Here is a 14,177-nt window from a genome sequence, read left to right on the forward strand (position 1 = left end):
TGCACGGTGCCAGGTTCCCCCTAATTGCGGTAGTCGGACGGCCTGTGCAGCACCGCCCACGACTTGACCGTGCCGCTGCCGTCGCCCCAGTCCAGGTCGTCGGAGAAACCCGCGAAGTGCTCGGTCATCAGCGCGTTGTTCACGGTCACCTCCTCCGCCTCGACCCCGGAGACGCGGCTGCACGTGGTGTACAGCCAGGTCGGCCGGTCCGGCAGCTGCCCGCCGGTGGCCAGCCAGCCCGCGACGACCATGGTCGGCGGGTTGGCGGCGACCTTCTCCTCGAAGTCCGCGGGTAAGTCGTGGAAGTTTCGGGTCACCACCGGCCCGGCCAGGATCTCGCCGCCCGGCACGGCCTGCCGGTACACCACACCGGTCAACGGGTGGTCCGGCTTGCGTAAGGCGATGAACAACGGCAGCACGTAGTGCGTCCACGTGAGCACGGCCTCGCCGATCGGATGGCTGCCGTCGCGGCTCACGCCGACGGATCGGTCCCACGCGTAGCCGCCCCACTCGGGGTCACCGACGCCGATCAGGACCTCGACGAACGACTCGTCGTGCTCCATCACGCCGCCGACCTCGATGCGGTACCCGAGTTCGGGCAGCACCAACACGTTGCCGTCCCGCACGTGTTCGGTGTCCACCATGCTCGCGATGAACTGCGCGATCTGCGCCGGCTCGAACTCAGCCATGCCCGTGCAGCACCACCCACGACTTGACCGTTCCGCTGGCGGCACCCCAGTCCAGCGCCGCGTCGAAACCCGGGAAGTCGTCCGTGGCGGCGGTGTTGTTGACGGTGACCTCCCGGACCGCCTCACCGCCCGCCATGCCCGACAACGTGGAGAGCCAGAGTGGCTGGCCGGCCAGCCGGACCTCGCCGAGCAGCCGTTCGGCGACCAGCAGGCTGGGCGGGTCGTCCGCGAGCACCTGCTGGAACGACGGGCCAGGTTCGCCGAACATGCGCATCATCACCGGTGCGGCGAGCAGCTCCGCCGGGTTTCCGGCCGCGTCCGTGGCTCCCATCCGGTACACCGCGCCTGCCAACGGGTTGTCCGGATCGCGCAACGCGATGAACAACGGCAGCACGTGGTGCACCCAGGCCATCAGGGCCTGGGCGAGCGGGTGCGCGTCCTCGCCCGCGACGCCGACGGCCTGGTCCCACGCGAGCGCCGACCAGGACGGGTCGCCGATCGCGACGGGCAACTGCACGAGCCGGCCGTCCTGGTGCCAGATCGGCGGGTCGACCTTGACCCGCAGTGCCAGGTCGGGCAGGTCAACGACGTCATCGCGCTGAACCGCCGCGATGCCATGGCTTTCGCTCAGCATCGCGGCGATCAGCCCGGTGATCTTGTCGGCGTCGGTCATACCCCGAGAGGGTGCCAGACCGTCTTGGATTCTAGGTAGGCACGCAGCCGGGAAATGTCGGGCTGCTTGGTCCAGTCCGGCTCGGCGGACGGTGCGCGCAGCACGCGTTTCACCGTGCCCGCCGCGGCTCTCTCCAGTTCGGCGCGCAGGATCGTGGGAGCGCCGGTCAGGTCGAGCGCGTTGACGTCGGCGTGTGACGCCAGCCATGGCGCCAGCTCCACCGCGCTGCCGGTCAGGATGTTGACAACGCCGCCGGGCACGTCCGAGGTCGCCAGCACCTCGGAGAGCGTGATGGACGGCAGCGGGCGCTCCTTGCTCGTCACGACAACCGCCGTGTTGCCCGAGGCGATCACCGGTGCCACCACACTGACCAGGCCGAGCAACGACGACTCCTGCGGCGCGAACACCGCGACCACGCCGGTCGGTTCGGGCACCGTGAAGGAGAAGTACGGACCAGCGACCGGGTTCGCGGCGCCCAGCACGGTCGCGATCTTGTCCGTCCAGCCCGCGTACCAGACCCAGCGGTCGATCGCGCTGTCCACAAGGGACTGTGCGCGCCTGGTCTGAACGCCTTCACTGGCGGCGACTTCGGTGACGAACTGCTCGCGACGGCCTTCCATCAGCTCCGCGACCCGGTAGAGCACCTGGCCGCGGTTGTACGCCGTCGCGCCGGACCACTTCGGGAAAGCCTTGCGCGCGGCGACGACCGCTTCCCGAGCGTCCTTCCGGGACGCCTGCGCCGCGTTGGCCAGGAACTTGCCCTTGCTGTCGTTCACCGGGTACGAACGCCCGGACTCCGATCGCGGGAAGGCGCCGCCGACGTAGAGCTTGTAGGTCTTGGCAATGCCCAAACGGTTCTCAGACATCGAGGTACGCCTCCAGCCCGGCCCGTCCGCCCTCGCGGCCGAAGCCCGACTCCTGGTAGCCACCGAACGGCGCGGTGGGATCGAAGCGGTTGAACGTGTTGGCCCAGACCACACCGGCCCGCATCCGGTCGGCCATGTACAGGATCCGGGAGCCCTTCTCGGTCCAGATTCCGGCCGACAGCCCGTACGGCGTGTTGTTCGCCTTGGCCACGGCCTCTTCCGGGGTGCGGAACGTCAGCACCGACAGCACCGGCCCGAAGATCTCCTCGCGGGCGATCCGCATCGCCTGGCTGACGTTCGAGAACACCGTCGGGGCGAAGAAGAAACCCTTGTCCGGCAACGAGCACGGGCTCGTCCACCGCTCGGCGCCCTCGTCCTCGCCCGCCTGGGTCAGCTCACGGATCTTGGCCAGCTGCTCGCTGGAGTTGATCGCGCCGACGTCGGTGTTCTTGTCCAACGGATCGCCGACCCGCAGCGTCGACACGCGCGTGCGCAGCTTCTCCAGCAGTTCGTCCGCGATGGACTCCTGCACCAGCAGCCGCGACCCGGCGCAGCAGACGTGCCCCTGGTTGAAGAAGATCCCGTTGACGATGCCCTCGACGGCCTGGTCGAGCGGTGCGTCGTCGAACACGATGTTCGCGGCCTTGCCGCCCAGTTCCAGGGTGAGCTTCTTGCCGGTGCCTGCCAGCGAGCCCTGGATGAGCTTGCCGACCTCGGTGGACCCGGTGAACGCCACCTTGTCGACCTGCGGGTGGTTGACCAGTTCGGCGCCGATGCCGCCCGCGCCCGGAATGATGTTCACGACACCCGGCGGCAGATCGGCCTGCTGGATGATCTCGGCCAGCACCAGCGCGGTCAGCGGCGTGGTCTCCGCGGGCTTGAGCACGACCGTGTTGCCGCAGGCCAACGCGGGCGCGATCTTCCACGCGGCCATCAGCAGCGGGAAGTTCCACGGGATCACCTGGCCCGTGACGCCCAGCGGCCGCGGCGACGGGCCGTAACCCGCGTAGTCGAGCTTGTCGGCCCAGCCCGCGTGGTAGAAGAAGTGCGCGGACGCGGTCGGGATGTCGGTGTCCCTGGACTCCTTGATCGGCTTGCCGTTGTCCAGGCTCTCCAGCACGGCGAGCTCACGGCCGCGCTCGGCGATCATCCGTGCGATCCGGAAGATGTACTTGGCCCGCTCGGCGCCGGGCATCCGGCCCCACACCTTGTCGTACGCCCGCCGTGCCGCCTTGACCGCGGTGTCCACATCGGACGGCGACGCGGTCGAGACCTCGGCGAGGACCTCCTCGGTGGCCGGGTTGACCGACTTCAGCGGCTCGCCGGTGCCCTCGACGAACTTGCCGTCGACGAACATCCGGTAACTCGGTTTGAGGTTGGCGATGTCCCGTGACTCCGGCGCGGGTGCGTAGTCCCAAGTGGTCATGTGTCAGTCCACCGTCACATAGTCCGGGCCGCTGTAGTGGCCCTCGAGTTGGGTCCTGCGTTGCATCAGCAGGTCGTTGAGCAGGCTGGAGGCGCCGAACCGGAACAGCTTCGGGTCCAGCCACCGCGGCCCGGCGACCTCGTTCACCGCGACCAGGTAGCGGACCGCCGTCTTGGTGTCCCGGATGCCGCCCGCGGGCTTCACCCCGCGCAGCTGGCCGGTGGCCTTGTGCCAGTCGTGCACGGCCTGCAGCATCACGTGCGTGACCGGAAGCGTGGCCGCGGGGGAGACCTTGCCGGTCGAGGTCTTGATGAAGTCGCCGCCGGCCAGCAGCGCCAGCCAGGACGCGCGGCGGACGTTGTCGTACGTGACCAGCTCGCCGGTCTCCAGGATGACCTTGAGGTGCGCGTCGCCGCAGGCCGCCTTGACCGCCTGGATCTCGTCGAAGAGGAGACCGTACCGGCCGGAGAGGAAGGCACCGCGGTCGATCACCATGTCCACTTCGGACGCGCCCGCGGCCACGGCCTGCTTGACGTCGGCCAGTTTGACCTCACGCGCCGCACGCCCGGACGGGAACGCGGTCGCGACACTGGCCACCCCGATCGGCGTGCCCCGCAGGGCCTCGACCGCGGTCGCCACCAGGTCGGGGTAGACACAGACCGCCGCGACCTGCGGCACGTCCGGCCGTTCGGGATCGGGACGGCGGGCCTTGGCGCACAGCGACCGCACCTTGCCGGGCGTGTCCGCGCCTTCGAGGGTGGTCAGGTCGACCATCGCGATGGCCATGTCGATGGCCTGGAGTTTCGACGCCTTCTTGATGCTCCGCGTGGCCAGGCCCGCGGCTCGCTGTTCGACGCCGACCTGGTCGACACCGGGCAGCCCGTGCAGGAACCTGCGCAGGGTCGTCTCGTCGCGGGTCGCGTCGGCGAGTTCGGGCGGTAGCCCTTCGCCCGACCTCGCTGTCGTGGGTGTGGCCATGCCGACGAGTCTATGTCCTCGCAGGTAGGCCGCTGATTGACCCGCTTGTCGCAGTGAGCGGTGTTTCCGCAGGTCACCCCTCGTGAGTGGTTATCGGTGTCCTAACCCTGATAAACACTCACGAGGGGGCGGTCGGGGTGCCGCTGGTCAGTCCTCGATCTGGCCGCGGTGGTCGTCGTCCGCCCTGAGGTGCTTCTTCTTGGGCGGCTTCACTTCGACCGCGCCCATCATGGCGAAACCGGTGATCCGGACGATCGGGCGGCCGGGAGCCTGCACGCCCATCGACTTGTCCTCGAAGGCGCCCATGAAGCCGATGCCGTCCACCACTACATGGATGTCGTCGGGCACGTAGATCTCGACGGCGCCCCAGAAGGCGAAGCACTGGATCACGGTCTCCGGCGCGGTGAACCGCGCGTACGTCAGGTTGATCTCCACGCCGCCCATCACGGCGACGGCGCTGTGGTGCGGCGGCACGATCCAGTCGCCCCGGCGCTCGACGCCGGACATGACGGCGATCGAGTTGCTCGGGCCCGCGGTCGCGCCGGGCACGATCCGGCCACCTTGCTGCACGGGCGCCGCCGGTGCCGGCATCCGCGGCGGCTGCGGGACTGGGCTGGTCGACTGCACGGGCAGGTCACGGGTGACCGGTTCGAGGTCGGCGAACGTCTTCGCGGCGTAGACCGCGTCCAGCCGTTCCTCCAGCTCCGAGAGGTCTATCCGGCCCTCGGCCATCGCGTTGTGCAGTATCTGCGCCACCCGCTCACGGTCCGCGTTGGAGATCCGGATGCTCAGGTGGTCCCCCGGCTGGTCTTGGCTCACGTGCCGAGGGTAGTACCGCGCGCCGCGGGGCGGACAGGAAAGTACGGTGTGCCGCATGGACGTCGTCGAGGTGGACCACCCGCTGGCGAAAGCACGCCTCACCACCATGCGGGATGCCCGCACCGACAGCGCCGCCTTCCGGGCCGCGCTGCAGGAACTGACCGTGATGCTGATCTACGAGGCGTTGCGGGAAGCGCCCGTGCGCACCGAGCGCATCCACACGCCGGTGGCGCGCACGGACGGGTACTGGCTGGCCAACCCGCCGCTGCTGGTGCCCGTGCTGCGAGCCGGTCTCGGCATGGCCGACCAGGCGCACAAGCTGATCCCGGACGCCCAGATGGGCTTCGTCGGGATGAGCCGGGACGAGGAGACGCTGCTGCCGACTCCCTACATGGAGTCGCTGCCCGACGACCTGTCCGGGCGCCCGGTGTTCGTGCTCGACCCGATGCTGGCGACCGGCGGCTCGATGAAGCACACGATCGACCTGCTGACCACGCGTGGCGCGACGGACGTCACGGCGGTGTGCGTGCTCGCGGCGCCCGAGGGCATCCAGGCCCTCGCCGACTCCGGCCTGCCGGTCCGGTTGGTCACGGCGAGCATCGACGAACGGCTCAACGACTCCGGTTTCATCGTGCCCGGTCTCGGCGACGCGGGCGACCGCCAGTACGGAGCTGTCTGAAAGGCGACCAACCTGCATCACCTGTTCGCGTGCCCGCACGCGAACAGGTGGAGTGTCCGTGCTCAGCCGTGATGTCCCCAGCCGACATGGCGGCTATGCGTACGGACTGGTTGTCGCCCTTGGTTCGGCCACTGATACGCCGAAGCCGGCGAGACCGGCGCGCAGAACGCGCTCGACCTGGCCGGCATCGGTGAGGTTCCCGTTGAGTTCCAGCGAGACCAATCCGTGTACGAGCCCCCAGACCGTCATCGCGGCGGTCTCGGGGTCGGATAAGCCCGCCAGCCTGCCGACCTCGACCATCGGCCCGAGCACGTGCGCCGCCGTCTCACGGTCGGGCTCGAACCCGGCGACCGCCTTGGTGAACATGATCAGGTACAGGTGCGGCTCGGCCAGCGCCGCACTGCGGTAGGCCAGACCGAGCCGCACCAGGTCCTCGGCGGCGTCGCCGGTCAGGCTCACCTCGGTGAGCCGGTTGCCGAACCGGTGGAACGCATCGACGTACAGCTCTCGCACGAGCGCGGGTTTCCCCCCGAACAGCGAGTAGACAGCGGTGGTCGATGTTCCGACGTCGGCTGCGAGTCTGCGTAAGCTCAGCGCGTCCGGTCCTTCACCGGACAACAGCTCTCCGGCACGAGCCAGCAAGCGGACGCGCAGAGCCTCGTCATGTGTCTTTGGGCGCGGCACTTGTCGAGATTAGCCCGGTTTTCCGTGGTCGGAACCGACTGTGCACAAAGGGGCAAACTGGAGGGCAGCGCAAACCGGGGCTCTGCTTTCCGAGATCCAACCGTTAAGATGCCGCAATGGCCATGACCTTGCGCCTGGGTGACGAGGAGAGCGAGCAGCTCGCGGCGCTGGCGGAGGCCGAGGGGCGCTCCACCGAGGACGTCCTGCGGCTCGCGCTCGCCGAACGATGGTCGAAGCTGCACAAACAGCAGCAGATCGGGGATGTGCTCGAACGTGTTCTGCCCCGTTACCAGGGGCTGCTGGAGCGGCTCGGGACCGGCTGACGATATAAGTCCGCAGTGATCACCTACCTGGACGCCAGCGACCTGCTGGTGCTCGCGGCGGCGGTGACCGGGGGAGATCTGGTGGTTCGCGACCTCGGCCTGCTCGACTCAGCCGCGCATCGGCCACAGGCGACCGTGCTCGGCGTCGAGGCCTACGGCACGCTCTGGCTGAAATCCGCGGCCCTGATGGAGTCCATCATCCGCAACCGGCCACTCGCCGAGGGCAACTGGCGGCTGGGCTGGGTCGCCGCCGTGACGTTGTGCGACATCAACGGCTACTGGATCGACGCCGACGAGGACGCCGCGCTCGACCTGGTCAGAGAGGTCGACCGGGGCAGCATCGAGATCGCCACGATCGCCGGGCGGCTCGAATCGTGGGGCGTCCCCCGTCAATAGTCGTAAGGGGCTTGACCTGGAGCGCACTCCAGGTTCTAGCGTCGAAGGCGTGAGTTACGCGATCGCCCAAGCTGCCGAACGCAGTGGGTTGTCCATCGACACCCTGCGTTACTACGAACGGATCGGCCTGGTCGAGCCGCCCGCCCGAGACTCCGGCGGCAGGCGCAGCTACAGCGACGAGGACCTGGCCTGGCTGGAGTTCCTCACCAAGCTGCGCACGACCGGGATGCCGATCAGGATGATGCGCGAGTACGCGCAACTGCGGATGCGCGGGGTGGGGACCGAGACCCGCCGCCAGCAGATCCTCATCGACCACCGCAAGGACGTGCTCGACCGGATCGCCGAACTGCAGGGCTGCCTCGCCGCCCTGAACTACAAGATCGATCGCTACCGGACCACCATCCAGGAGGCCACCGCATGACGCTGCCCACCCGCTTTCTGGGAGACCTGGAGGTCAGCGCGCAGGGCCTCGGCTGCATGGGGATGAGCCAGAGCTACGGGCCCGCGGACCGCGACGAGTCGATCGCCACCATCCACGCGGCGCTCGACGCGGGCGTGACCCTGCTGGACACGGCGGACGTCTACGGCCTCGGCCACAACGAGCAACTGGTCGGCGAGGCCATCAGGTCCCGTCGTGACGAGGTCGTGCTGGCCACCAAGTTCGGGTTCAAGCGTGTTCTCGACCCGTCCGACGACGGCGTTCGCGGCGACGCGGACTACGTGCGGTCCGCGTGTGACGCTTCGCTGAAACGTCTCGGCGTCGACCACATCGACCTGTACTACGCGCACCGCGTCGACCCCAACGTGCCGGTCGAGGAGACCGTCGGCGCGATGGCGTCACTCGTCGAAGCCGGGAAGGTCCGGTACATCGGCCTGTCCGAGGCCGGCGCGGACTCGATCCGGCGGGCCTGCGCGGTGCACCCGGTCGCCGCGCTGCAGAGCGAATGGTCACTGTGGACTCGCGACATCGAGGGCGAGATCCTCGACACCTGCCGTGAACTGGGCGTCGGCGTCGTGCCGTTCTCCCCGCTCGGCCGCGGTTTCCTGACCGGGCGCCTGTCCCAGGACCTCGCCGAGGACGACGCTCGCCGCGCCATGCCGCGGTTCACGGGCGAGAACTACGACCGCAACTCCGCGATCGTCGAGTCCCTCAAGGCGCTGGCCGCCAAGCTGGACCTCACGCCGGGCCAGGTGGCGTTGGCCTGGGTGCAGAACCAGGGCGCGGACGTCGTGCCGATCCCCGGCACCAAGCGCCGGACGTACCTGGCCGAGAACGTGGCCGCCGCGAGTGTGGTGCTGTCCGCCGAGGACCTGGCGGAGATTTCGGCGGTGGGGCGTGAGGTGGCGGGTGACCGTTATTCACCCGAGGCCCTGAAGCTGGTCAACGGATAGGTCGAATGTGGCGACCAGGCTGGGATCGCCGAAAGCGTTCACCCGTGCCACTCCTGTCGGCGTGACGGTGAGCACCAGAACGCCGTACGGCCGGTCAAGGTGATGCACGACTGCGGCTGGTTGGCCGTTCGCGGAGGTCGCGGACAGCCGCCAGTCGCCTGGCGAGCCCATGACCTGGTCGACCAGGAACGGCAGGCACGTGTCCCGGCCGGCGAACCAGGTCGTGAACGGCACCGCTTCGAGCGTCGCGTCCTGCCGTAGCACCCGCTCCAGCGCCGCCGGATCGGAGTTCTCGAACGCGGCGATGTACTCCTGGAGCAGTGCGCGGGCTTGGGGATTCGTGGGTTCGACGAGGTCAGCGCCCTCGTCCACCCGGTCAAGCGTGGCGCGGGCACGTTGCAGCGCGCTTTTCACCGCCGCGGGCGTGGTTTGCAGCATGACGGCGACGTCGTTGGCCGGGAACGCCAGGACCTCGCGCAGGATCAGCACGGCCCGCTGCCGGGGTGGCAGGTACTGCAGGCTCGCGATCAGCGCCAGCCGGATGCTTTCCCGCACGGCGACGATCGCGGCCGGATCGTCCGTCTCGGGCGTCACCAGGGCGTCGGGAATCGGTTGCAGCCAGGCGACTTCCGGTCCTGCCGGTTCGGGTGCGGCGTGCGGATCGGCCGACGGACCGGCCAGACCGGACGGCAACTCCCGCCGTTGCCGCCGGTCAAGCGCGGTGAGGCACGCGTTCGTCGCGATCCGGTACAGCCACGACCGCAGCGACGCCCGGCCTTCGAAGCCGTCGTACGACCGCCAGGCGCGCAGGTACGTCTCCTGGACCAGGTCCTCCGCGTCGTGCACCGAACCGAGCATGCGGTAGCAGTAGGCCAGCAGCTCACGCCGGAACGGTTCGGTGCCGCGGACGAAATCGCCCTCACCCATGGCGGCACTATGCCTTGGCCGGCCGGTAGCTGAGCGTCGCCACACCAGTGGGCGTGATCTTCTGATCGGCCAGCCGCAGCCGCGTGCCCGCGATGCCGTCGTCGAAGAGCCGCTTGCCGGTGCCCAGCACGAGCGGGAACACCCAGACCTCGAACTCGTCGACCAGGCAGTGCCGCAGCAGTGCCGCTGCGAGGTTCCCGGCGCCGTAGACGATGATGTCCTTGCCGGGCCGCTGCTTGAGCTTGCCGACCTCCTCGACGGCGTCGCCCTTGAGCAGGCTCGCGTTCCAGGTCAGCGGTTCGGTCAGGGTGTTCGAGGCGACCAGCTTCGGCATCTTGTTGAGGTGGTCGGCGTACGGACCGGTGCCGGTCGGCCAGTACTTCGAGAAGAACTCGTAGGTCACTCGGCCGCACAGGAACAGATCGCAGTCCTGGAGTTTGCGCAACGCGTGCTCGGCGCCGTGGTCGCCGAAGTACGGCGGCGCCCAGCCGCCGTGGTGGAACTCGCTGAACCCGCCTGGGTCCTCGATCACGCCGTCGAGCGTCGACAGCGTGGAAACGATCAGCCTGCGCATCCGGTCCTCCCAGGTAGTGCCTTGTCACCTGTACTGACCCGGCAGGAACCGGAAAGGAATCGGCCGCCGTGCAACCTCGCCGGGCTACGGGGCGTAAGCAGGTGTGAGCCGGCGGTGGGCGCCGGCCACACCTACCCGAGGGAACCAAGTGGGCAGAAAGCAGTGCGCGGTCCTGACAGCCGCGCTGATCGGCGCCGGGCTGGTGGTGACACCGGCCGGGGCGGTCGAGCTCAAGCCGATGAACGCCGAGCAGGGGCTGGGGACGGTCACCCTGATCACCGGTGACCAGGTGCGGATCCGGGGTGAGCGGGTCGCCGGTGTGCGGATGGCGAAGGGCCGCGAGCACGTCCGGTATTGGCGGTACCAGCTGAACGGCCACGACTACGTGGTGCCCGACGACGCGATGCGCCAGGTCAGCGCGAACAAGCTGGACAAGCGCTTGTTCGACATCACGGGGCTGGTGCGGCAGGGCTATGACGACGCGCACGAACCGAACGTGCCGACGATCGTCACAGCAGGTGCGACCAGGCGCGGAACTCCGAGCCACCAGGCCGTCGACATCCCCAAGGCCGAGGCGGTCAAGCACTGGCTGTCGGACCAGGCCAAGGCTGCGGACGCCCGGAAGGTCTGGCTGAACGGCAAGGTGCACGCCACCCTCGACCAGAGCGTCAAGCAGGTCGGTGCGCCCCAGGCGTGGGAGAAGGGTTTACGGGCGGACGGTGTGAAAGTCGCGGTCCTGGACACCGGGTACGACCCGGGCCACCCCGACTTGAAGTCCAAAGTAGACGCAATGCGGAACTTCACCGACGAGGGTGACGGCGACACCGTCGGCCACGGAACCCATGTGGCCGGCACGATCGCGGGCACCGGCGCCGCGTCGAACGGGAAGTACGCCGGCGTCGCGCCCGGCGCGCGGCTGCTGATCGGCAAGGTTCTCGGCGAGTACGGCGGCCGTGAGGACTGGATCATCAACGGCATGCAGTGGGCCGTCGACAACGGCGCCAAGGTCGTCAACATGAGCCTCGGTGGCGGCGTGACCGACGGCACGGACCTGATGTCGCAAATGGTGAACCAGCTCTCGGAGTCCACCGGTGCGTTGTTCGTGATCGCCGCGGGCAACTCAGGCGTACCGGAGTCCGTGGGTTCGCCCGGAGCCGCGGACCGCGCGCTCACGGTGGCCAACGTGACCAAGTCCGACACGCTGAGCGTGACCTCGAGCCAGGGCCCGCGGGCCGGGGACTACGGCCTCAAGCCGGAGATCGCCGCGCCAGGCACGGACATCGTCGCCGCGCGGGCCGCGGGCACCCTGGCCCCGGTCTCGATCAACGAGCACTACGCCAAGATCTCCGGCACCTCGATGGCCGCGCCGCACGTCGCCGGGGCGGCCGCGATCCTGGCCGGACAGCATCCGCAGTGGACCGGCGAGCAGCTGAAGAACGCGCTGATCAGCTCGGCCAAGCGCTTGCCCGGGATCAACACGTTCGCGCAGGGCGCGGGCAGACTGGACATCGCGCGTGGAGTGGCGCAGCAGGTGCGGGCGGAGGGCGTGATCGCGTTCGGCAACCTGTGGGGCAAGCAGGACGCCGTCCGCAAGATCACGTACGTCAACGACGGCCCGGACCCGGTGCGGTTGGCGCTCACGTTGGACGTCCAGCAGAAGCACGGCGGACCGACGAACCTGTTCAGCACGGACAAGACCGTCACAGTCCCGGCCAAGTCGAGTGCTTCGGTGACGGTCACCGCGCACGCAGGTGACCAGCCTGCCGGTGAGTTCCACGGAGTGCTGCGTGCGCAGGCCGGTGACGTCGTGCTGACCACGCCGTTGACCGCGAACCTCAAAGGCAGCAAGAACACCCTGACGGTCAAGGTGCCGTCCCGGGAGGGCGACCCGTACCGCGCGCTCGTGATCGTGCAGAACGAGGAGACCGGCGTCGCGGACGGATACGTCACCGAGTCCGGCGAGGCGACGTTCGAGGTGCCCGTGGGCAAGTACCGTGCGCTCGGCCAGATCCTCGACCCGTCGTTCGCCACGACCATGTTCGCGTTGCCCGTACAGGTCTCCGGGAACACCGAGCTGACCGTGGACAGCAAGCAGGCCAAGAAGGTCACGGTCGGCATCGACGACCCGGACGCCCGGGTGCAGAGCGGTGGCGGGATCGGCATCCTGTCCGATGTGGACGAACTGGGCCCGCGGCTCGGTGCGGCGGTGCTCGCCGGCGGCCCCGCGACGAACCTGTACACCCTTGGCGGTCATCGGATGCGCGGCCTGAGCCTGAACTCGTCCAGCTACTGGACGCATCCATGGGCGGTGATCACGGCGGACGGTCCCGGGGGATTCGAGTTCCGCAACGTCTACGCGCCGCTCGACGTCGACTTCGGCAAGCTGACCGCCCGGGTCGTCGACGTCGGGCCCGCCGACACCGAGTCCATCGAGAAAGCGGGCGACGTCACCGGCGCGATCGCGATGATCAGGCCGCAGGACTGGTCCAGCCCCGGCTATCCGCCGGAGGAGCAGTTGCGAAGCGGGATCGAACTGTTGAAGGCCAAGGGTGCCCGTGCTGTGATCTCGTACTTCCACCCGGCCCTTCACGACCAGACACCGCCCGCGCTGAGCACGCTCCTGACGTACGACCAGACCGATCTGATCGGTGTCCAGGAGTTGCTGAAGCAGCGCCAGGTCGAGCTGACGCTCACCGTGCGGCCCGACAGCCCGGTGGCGTACTTCCTGGCCGACGCGGTGCGGGGCGTGGTGCCGACCGGGCACGACTTCCAGTTCCGCACGGACTCGCTCGGCCGGATCGACCGGCAGTTCAACAACACCCTGCCGAAGGGGACGTACCGCTACCAGGTCGCGGTGCTGACCGCGGGCGGCCTGATCGCCAACGCCGAGGTGGAGACGAAGTGGCCGCAACGCCGGACCGACTACGTCTCCGCGGGTGCGGAACTGCTGCTGTACTCGGCGGCGGGTTTCTGGGAGAAGGGCGACTTCGGTGCCGAGGTCTCGCTTCCGGTGCGGCTCAAGCCCGGTGAGCGGCGGGCCACGAAGGTGTTCGCCGCGCCGTTCGGTCCTGAGCTGACGCAGCCCCCGGTCAGTCGCCAGGACGGCAAGCCGGTGCCGGCGGCGTACCGGCTGGGCGACCGGATCACCTTGGCGATTCCCATGTTCGCCGACAGCGACCCCGGCAATGCCGGTGAGTTCGACGAGACCAACGTGGGCAGCACGGTGTTGGTGAAGGACGGCAAGCCGATCGGCCGTCGCGACGACCGTCCCGGACTGGGCGAGTTCCCGGTCCCGGCCGGTCCGGGCCGGTTCCAGCTGACCGCGGACGCCACCCGGCCGCAGTCGGAGACCCAGGCGCCGCCACTGTCCACAAAGACTCGTGCCGAGTGGACGTTCAAGGCGCCAGCCGGGAGTGACCAGCGAACCGCGTTGCCGTTGCTGGACGTCCGGTTCGACCTGCCACTCGACGAGCAGAACACCGCGGCTGCCGGAAAGCCGTTGTCCGGCAAGGTGACCGCGGCGCACCAGCCCGGTGCGAGGCCGTCATGGATCGTCGAGCTCTCCGTCGAGATCTCCTTCGACGAGGGCAAGACGTGGCAGCGGGCAAAGGTCCGTGGCGACCGGGTCGAACTACCGGCCGGACAAGCCGGATTCGCCTCGCTCAAGGCCACGGCTCGGGACAGCGCGGGGAACTCGGTGACGGAGACCGTCATCCGGGCGTACGCGATCCAGTAGTACCAGGATATTCCG

General features: G+C 69.0%; 15 protein-coding genes. 6 read left to right on the forward strand and 9 right to left on the reverse strand.

Annotated features, from left to right (window positions below):
• Positions 1-20: 20 nt before the first annotated feature.
• From GC106_RS09925 to GC106_RS09950, 6 genes are all read right to left on the reverse strand, one after another.
• Complete coding sequence (locus tag GC106_RS09925) at positions 21-689, reverse strand: hypothetical protein (protein ID WP_173127251.1); 669 nt, start codon at positions 687-689, stop codon at positions 21-23.
• Positions 682-1,362: a hypothetical protein gene (locus GC106_RS09930; protein WP_173127254.1), complete on the reverse strand. Its 681-nt coding sequence runs from the start codon at positions 1,360-1,362 to the stop codon at positions 682-684. Before GC106_RS09930 ends, GC106_RS09925 begins: the two co-directional genes overlap by 8 nt.
• The gene (locus GC106_RS09935) at positions 1,359-2,228 is read right to left on the reverse strand and encodes an aldehyde dehydrogenase family protein (RefSeq protein WP_173127257.1); all 870 of its coding nucleotides are present in this window, start codon (positions 2,226-2,228) and stop codon (positions 1,359-1,361) included. The genes GC106_RS09930 and GC106_RS09935 overlap by 4 nt, the downstream gene beginning before the upstream one ends.
• Complete coding sequence (locus GC106_RS09940; RefSeq protein ID WP_173127260.1) at positions 2,221-3,654, reverse strand: aldehyde dehydrogenase family protein; 1,434 nt, start codon at positions 3,652-3,654, stop codon at positions 2,221-2,223. Before GC106_RS09940 ends, GC106_RS09935 begins: the two co-directional genes overlap by 8 nt.
• Positions 3,655-3,657: 3 nt before the next feature.
• Positions 3,658-4,632 carry a deoxyribose-phosphate aldolase gene (deoC, locus tag GC106_RS09945; RefSeq protein WP_173127263.1) on the reverse strand — a complete coding sequence of 325 codons (975 nt, stop codon included), beginning with the start codon at positions 4,630-4,632 and terminating at the stop codon, positions 3,658-3,660.
• Positions 4,633-4,779: 147 nt separating this feature from the next.
• Complete coding sequence (locus GC106_RS09950) at positions 4,780-5,451, reverse strand: DUF1707 SHOCT-like domain-containing protein (protein ID WP_312872574.1); 672 nt, start codon at positions 5,449-5,451, stop codon at positions 4,780-4,782.
• A gap of 55 nt (positions 5,452-5,506) precedes the next feature.
• Between GC106_RS09950 and upp the strand changes: the two genes are divergently transcribed.
• A complete protein-coding gene (gene upp / locus GC106_RS09955) occupies positions 5,507-6,130 on the forward strand; it encodes a uracil phosphoribosyltransferase (RefSeq protein WP_173127269.1) in 624 nt (207 codons plus the stop codon).
• A gap of 93 nt (positions 6,131-6,223) precedes the next feature.
• On the opposite strand, the gene GC106_RS09960 is transcribed toward upp, so the two are convergent.
• The gene (locus tag GC106_RS09960) at positions 6,224-6,814 is read right to left on the reverse strand and encodes a TetR/AcrR family transcriptional regulator (RefSeq protein WP_173127272.1); all 591 of its coding nucleotides are present in this window, start codon (positions 6,812-6,814) and stop codon (positions 6,224-6,226) included.
• 116 nt (positions 6,815-6,930) lie between these two features.
• Here GC106_RS09960 and GC106_RS09965 point away from each other — a divergent pair, with 116 nt between their 5' ends.
• From GC106_RS09965 to GC106_RS09980, 4 genes are read left to right on the forward strand one after another with little or no spacing between them, the layout of a single operon-like run.
• Positions 6,931-7,137, forward strand: coding sequence for a ribbon-helix-helix protein, CopG family (locus GC106_RS09965; protein WP_173127276.1), 207 nt, complete (start codon positions 6,931-6,933; stop codon positions 7,135-7,137).
• Positions 7,138-7,152: 15 nt separating this feature from the next.
• The gene (locus GC106_RS09970) at positions 7,153-7,533 is read left to right on the forward strand and encodes a type II toxin-antitoxin system death-on-curing family toxin (RefSeq protein ID WP_173127279.1); all 381 of its coding nucleotides are present in this window, start codon (positions 7,153-7,155) and stop codon (positions 7,531-7,533) included.
• A 49-nt stretch (positions 7,534-7,582) separates the two neighbouring features.
• Positions 7,583-7,954 carry a MerR family transcriptional regulator gene (locus tag GC106_RS09975; RefSeq protein WP_173127282.1) on the forward strand — a complete coding sequence of 124 codons (372 nt, stop codon included), beginning with the start codon at positions 7,583-7,585 and terminating at the stop codon, positions 7,952-7,954.
• Positions 7,951-8,925 (forward strand): aldo/keto reductase, encoded by a 975-nt coding sequence (locus GC106_RS09980; RefSeq protein ID WP_173127285.1) that lies wholly within the window; start codon positions 7,951-7,953, stop codon positions 8,923-8,925. Before GC106_RS09975 ends, GC106_RS09980 begins: the two co-directional genes overlap by 4 nt.
• Here GC106_RS09980 and GC106_RS09985 read toward each other — a convergent pair.
• The gene (locus GC106_RS09985) at positions 8,893-9,852 is read right to left on the reverse strand and encodes a sigma-70 family RNA polymerase sigma factor (protein ID WP_173127288.1); all 960 of its coding nucleotides are present in this window, start codon (positions 9,850-9,852) and stop codon (positions 8,893-8,895) included. The two genes, GC106_RS09980 and GC106_RS09985, sit on opposite strands and share 33 nt — an antisense overlap.
• 7 nt (positions 9,853-9,859) lie before the next feature.
• A complete protein-coding gene (locus GC106_RS09990; protein ID WP_173127290.1) occupies positions 9,860-10,426 on the reverse strand; it encodes a dihydrofolate reductase family protein in 567 nt (188 codons plus the stop codon).
• A gap of 148 nt (positions 10,427-10,574) precedes the next feature.
• Between GC106_RS09990 and GC106_RS09995 the strand changes: the two genes are divergently transcribed.
• On the forward strand, positions 10,575-14,162 hold the full coding sequence (locus GC106_RS09995) for a S8 family serine peptidase (RefSeq protein ID WP_173127293.1): 3,588 nt from the start codon (positions 10,575-10,577) through the stop codon (positions 14,160-14,162).
• The last annotated feature ends 15 nt before the right edge of the window (positions 14,163-14,177 follow it).

Origin of the sequence: Kibdelosporangium persicum (assembly GCF_013280595.1) — a bacterium.
Taxonomy (GTDB): Bacteria; Actinomycetota; Actinomycetes; order Mycobacteriales; family Pseudonocardiaceae; genus Kibdelosporangium; species Kibdelosporangium persicum.

Coding starts and splice junctions, on each gene's coding strand:
- GC106_RS09985 (WP_173127288.1), bottom strand. CDS start 9,852: ATGGGTGAGGGCGATTTCGTCCGCGGCACCGAACCGTTCCGGCGTGAG.
- GC106_RS09965 (WP_173127276.1), top strand. CDS start 6,931: ATGGCCATGACCTTGCGCCTGGGTGACGAGGAGAGCGAGCAGCTCGCG.
- GC106_RS09925 (WP_173127251.1), bottom strand. CDS start 689: ATGGCTGAGTTCGAGCCGGCGCAGATCGCGCAGTTCATCGCGAGCATG.
- GC106_RS09930 (WP_173127254.1), bottom strand. CDS start 1,362: ATGACCGACGCCGACAAGATCACCGGGCTGATCGCCGCGATGCTGAGC.
- GC106_RS09935 (WP_173127257.1), bottom strand. CDS start 2,228: ATGTCTGAGAACCGTTTGGGCATTGCCAAGACCTACAAGCTCTACGTC.
- deoC (WP_173127263.1), bottom strand. CDS start 4,632: ATGGCCACACCCACGACAGCGAGGTCGGGCGAAGGGCTACCGCCCGAA.
- upp (WP_173127269.1), top strand. CDS start 5,507: ATGGACGTCGTCGAGGTGGACCACCCGCTGGCGAAAGCACGCCTCACC.
- GC106_RS09940 (WP_173127260.1), bottom strand. CDS start 3,654: ATGACCACTTGGGACTACGCACCCGCGCCGGAGTCACGGGACATCGCC.
- GC106_RS09990 (WP_173127290.1), bottom strand. CDS start 10,426: ATGCGCAGGCTGATCGTTTCCACGCTGTCGACGCTCGACGGCGTGATC.
- GC106_RS09980 (WP_173127285.1), top strand. CDS start 7,951: ATGACGCTGCCCACCCGCTTTCTGGGAGACCTGGAGGTCAGCGCGCAG.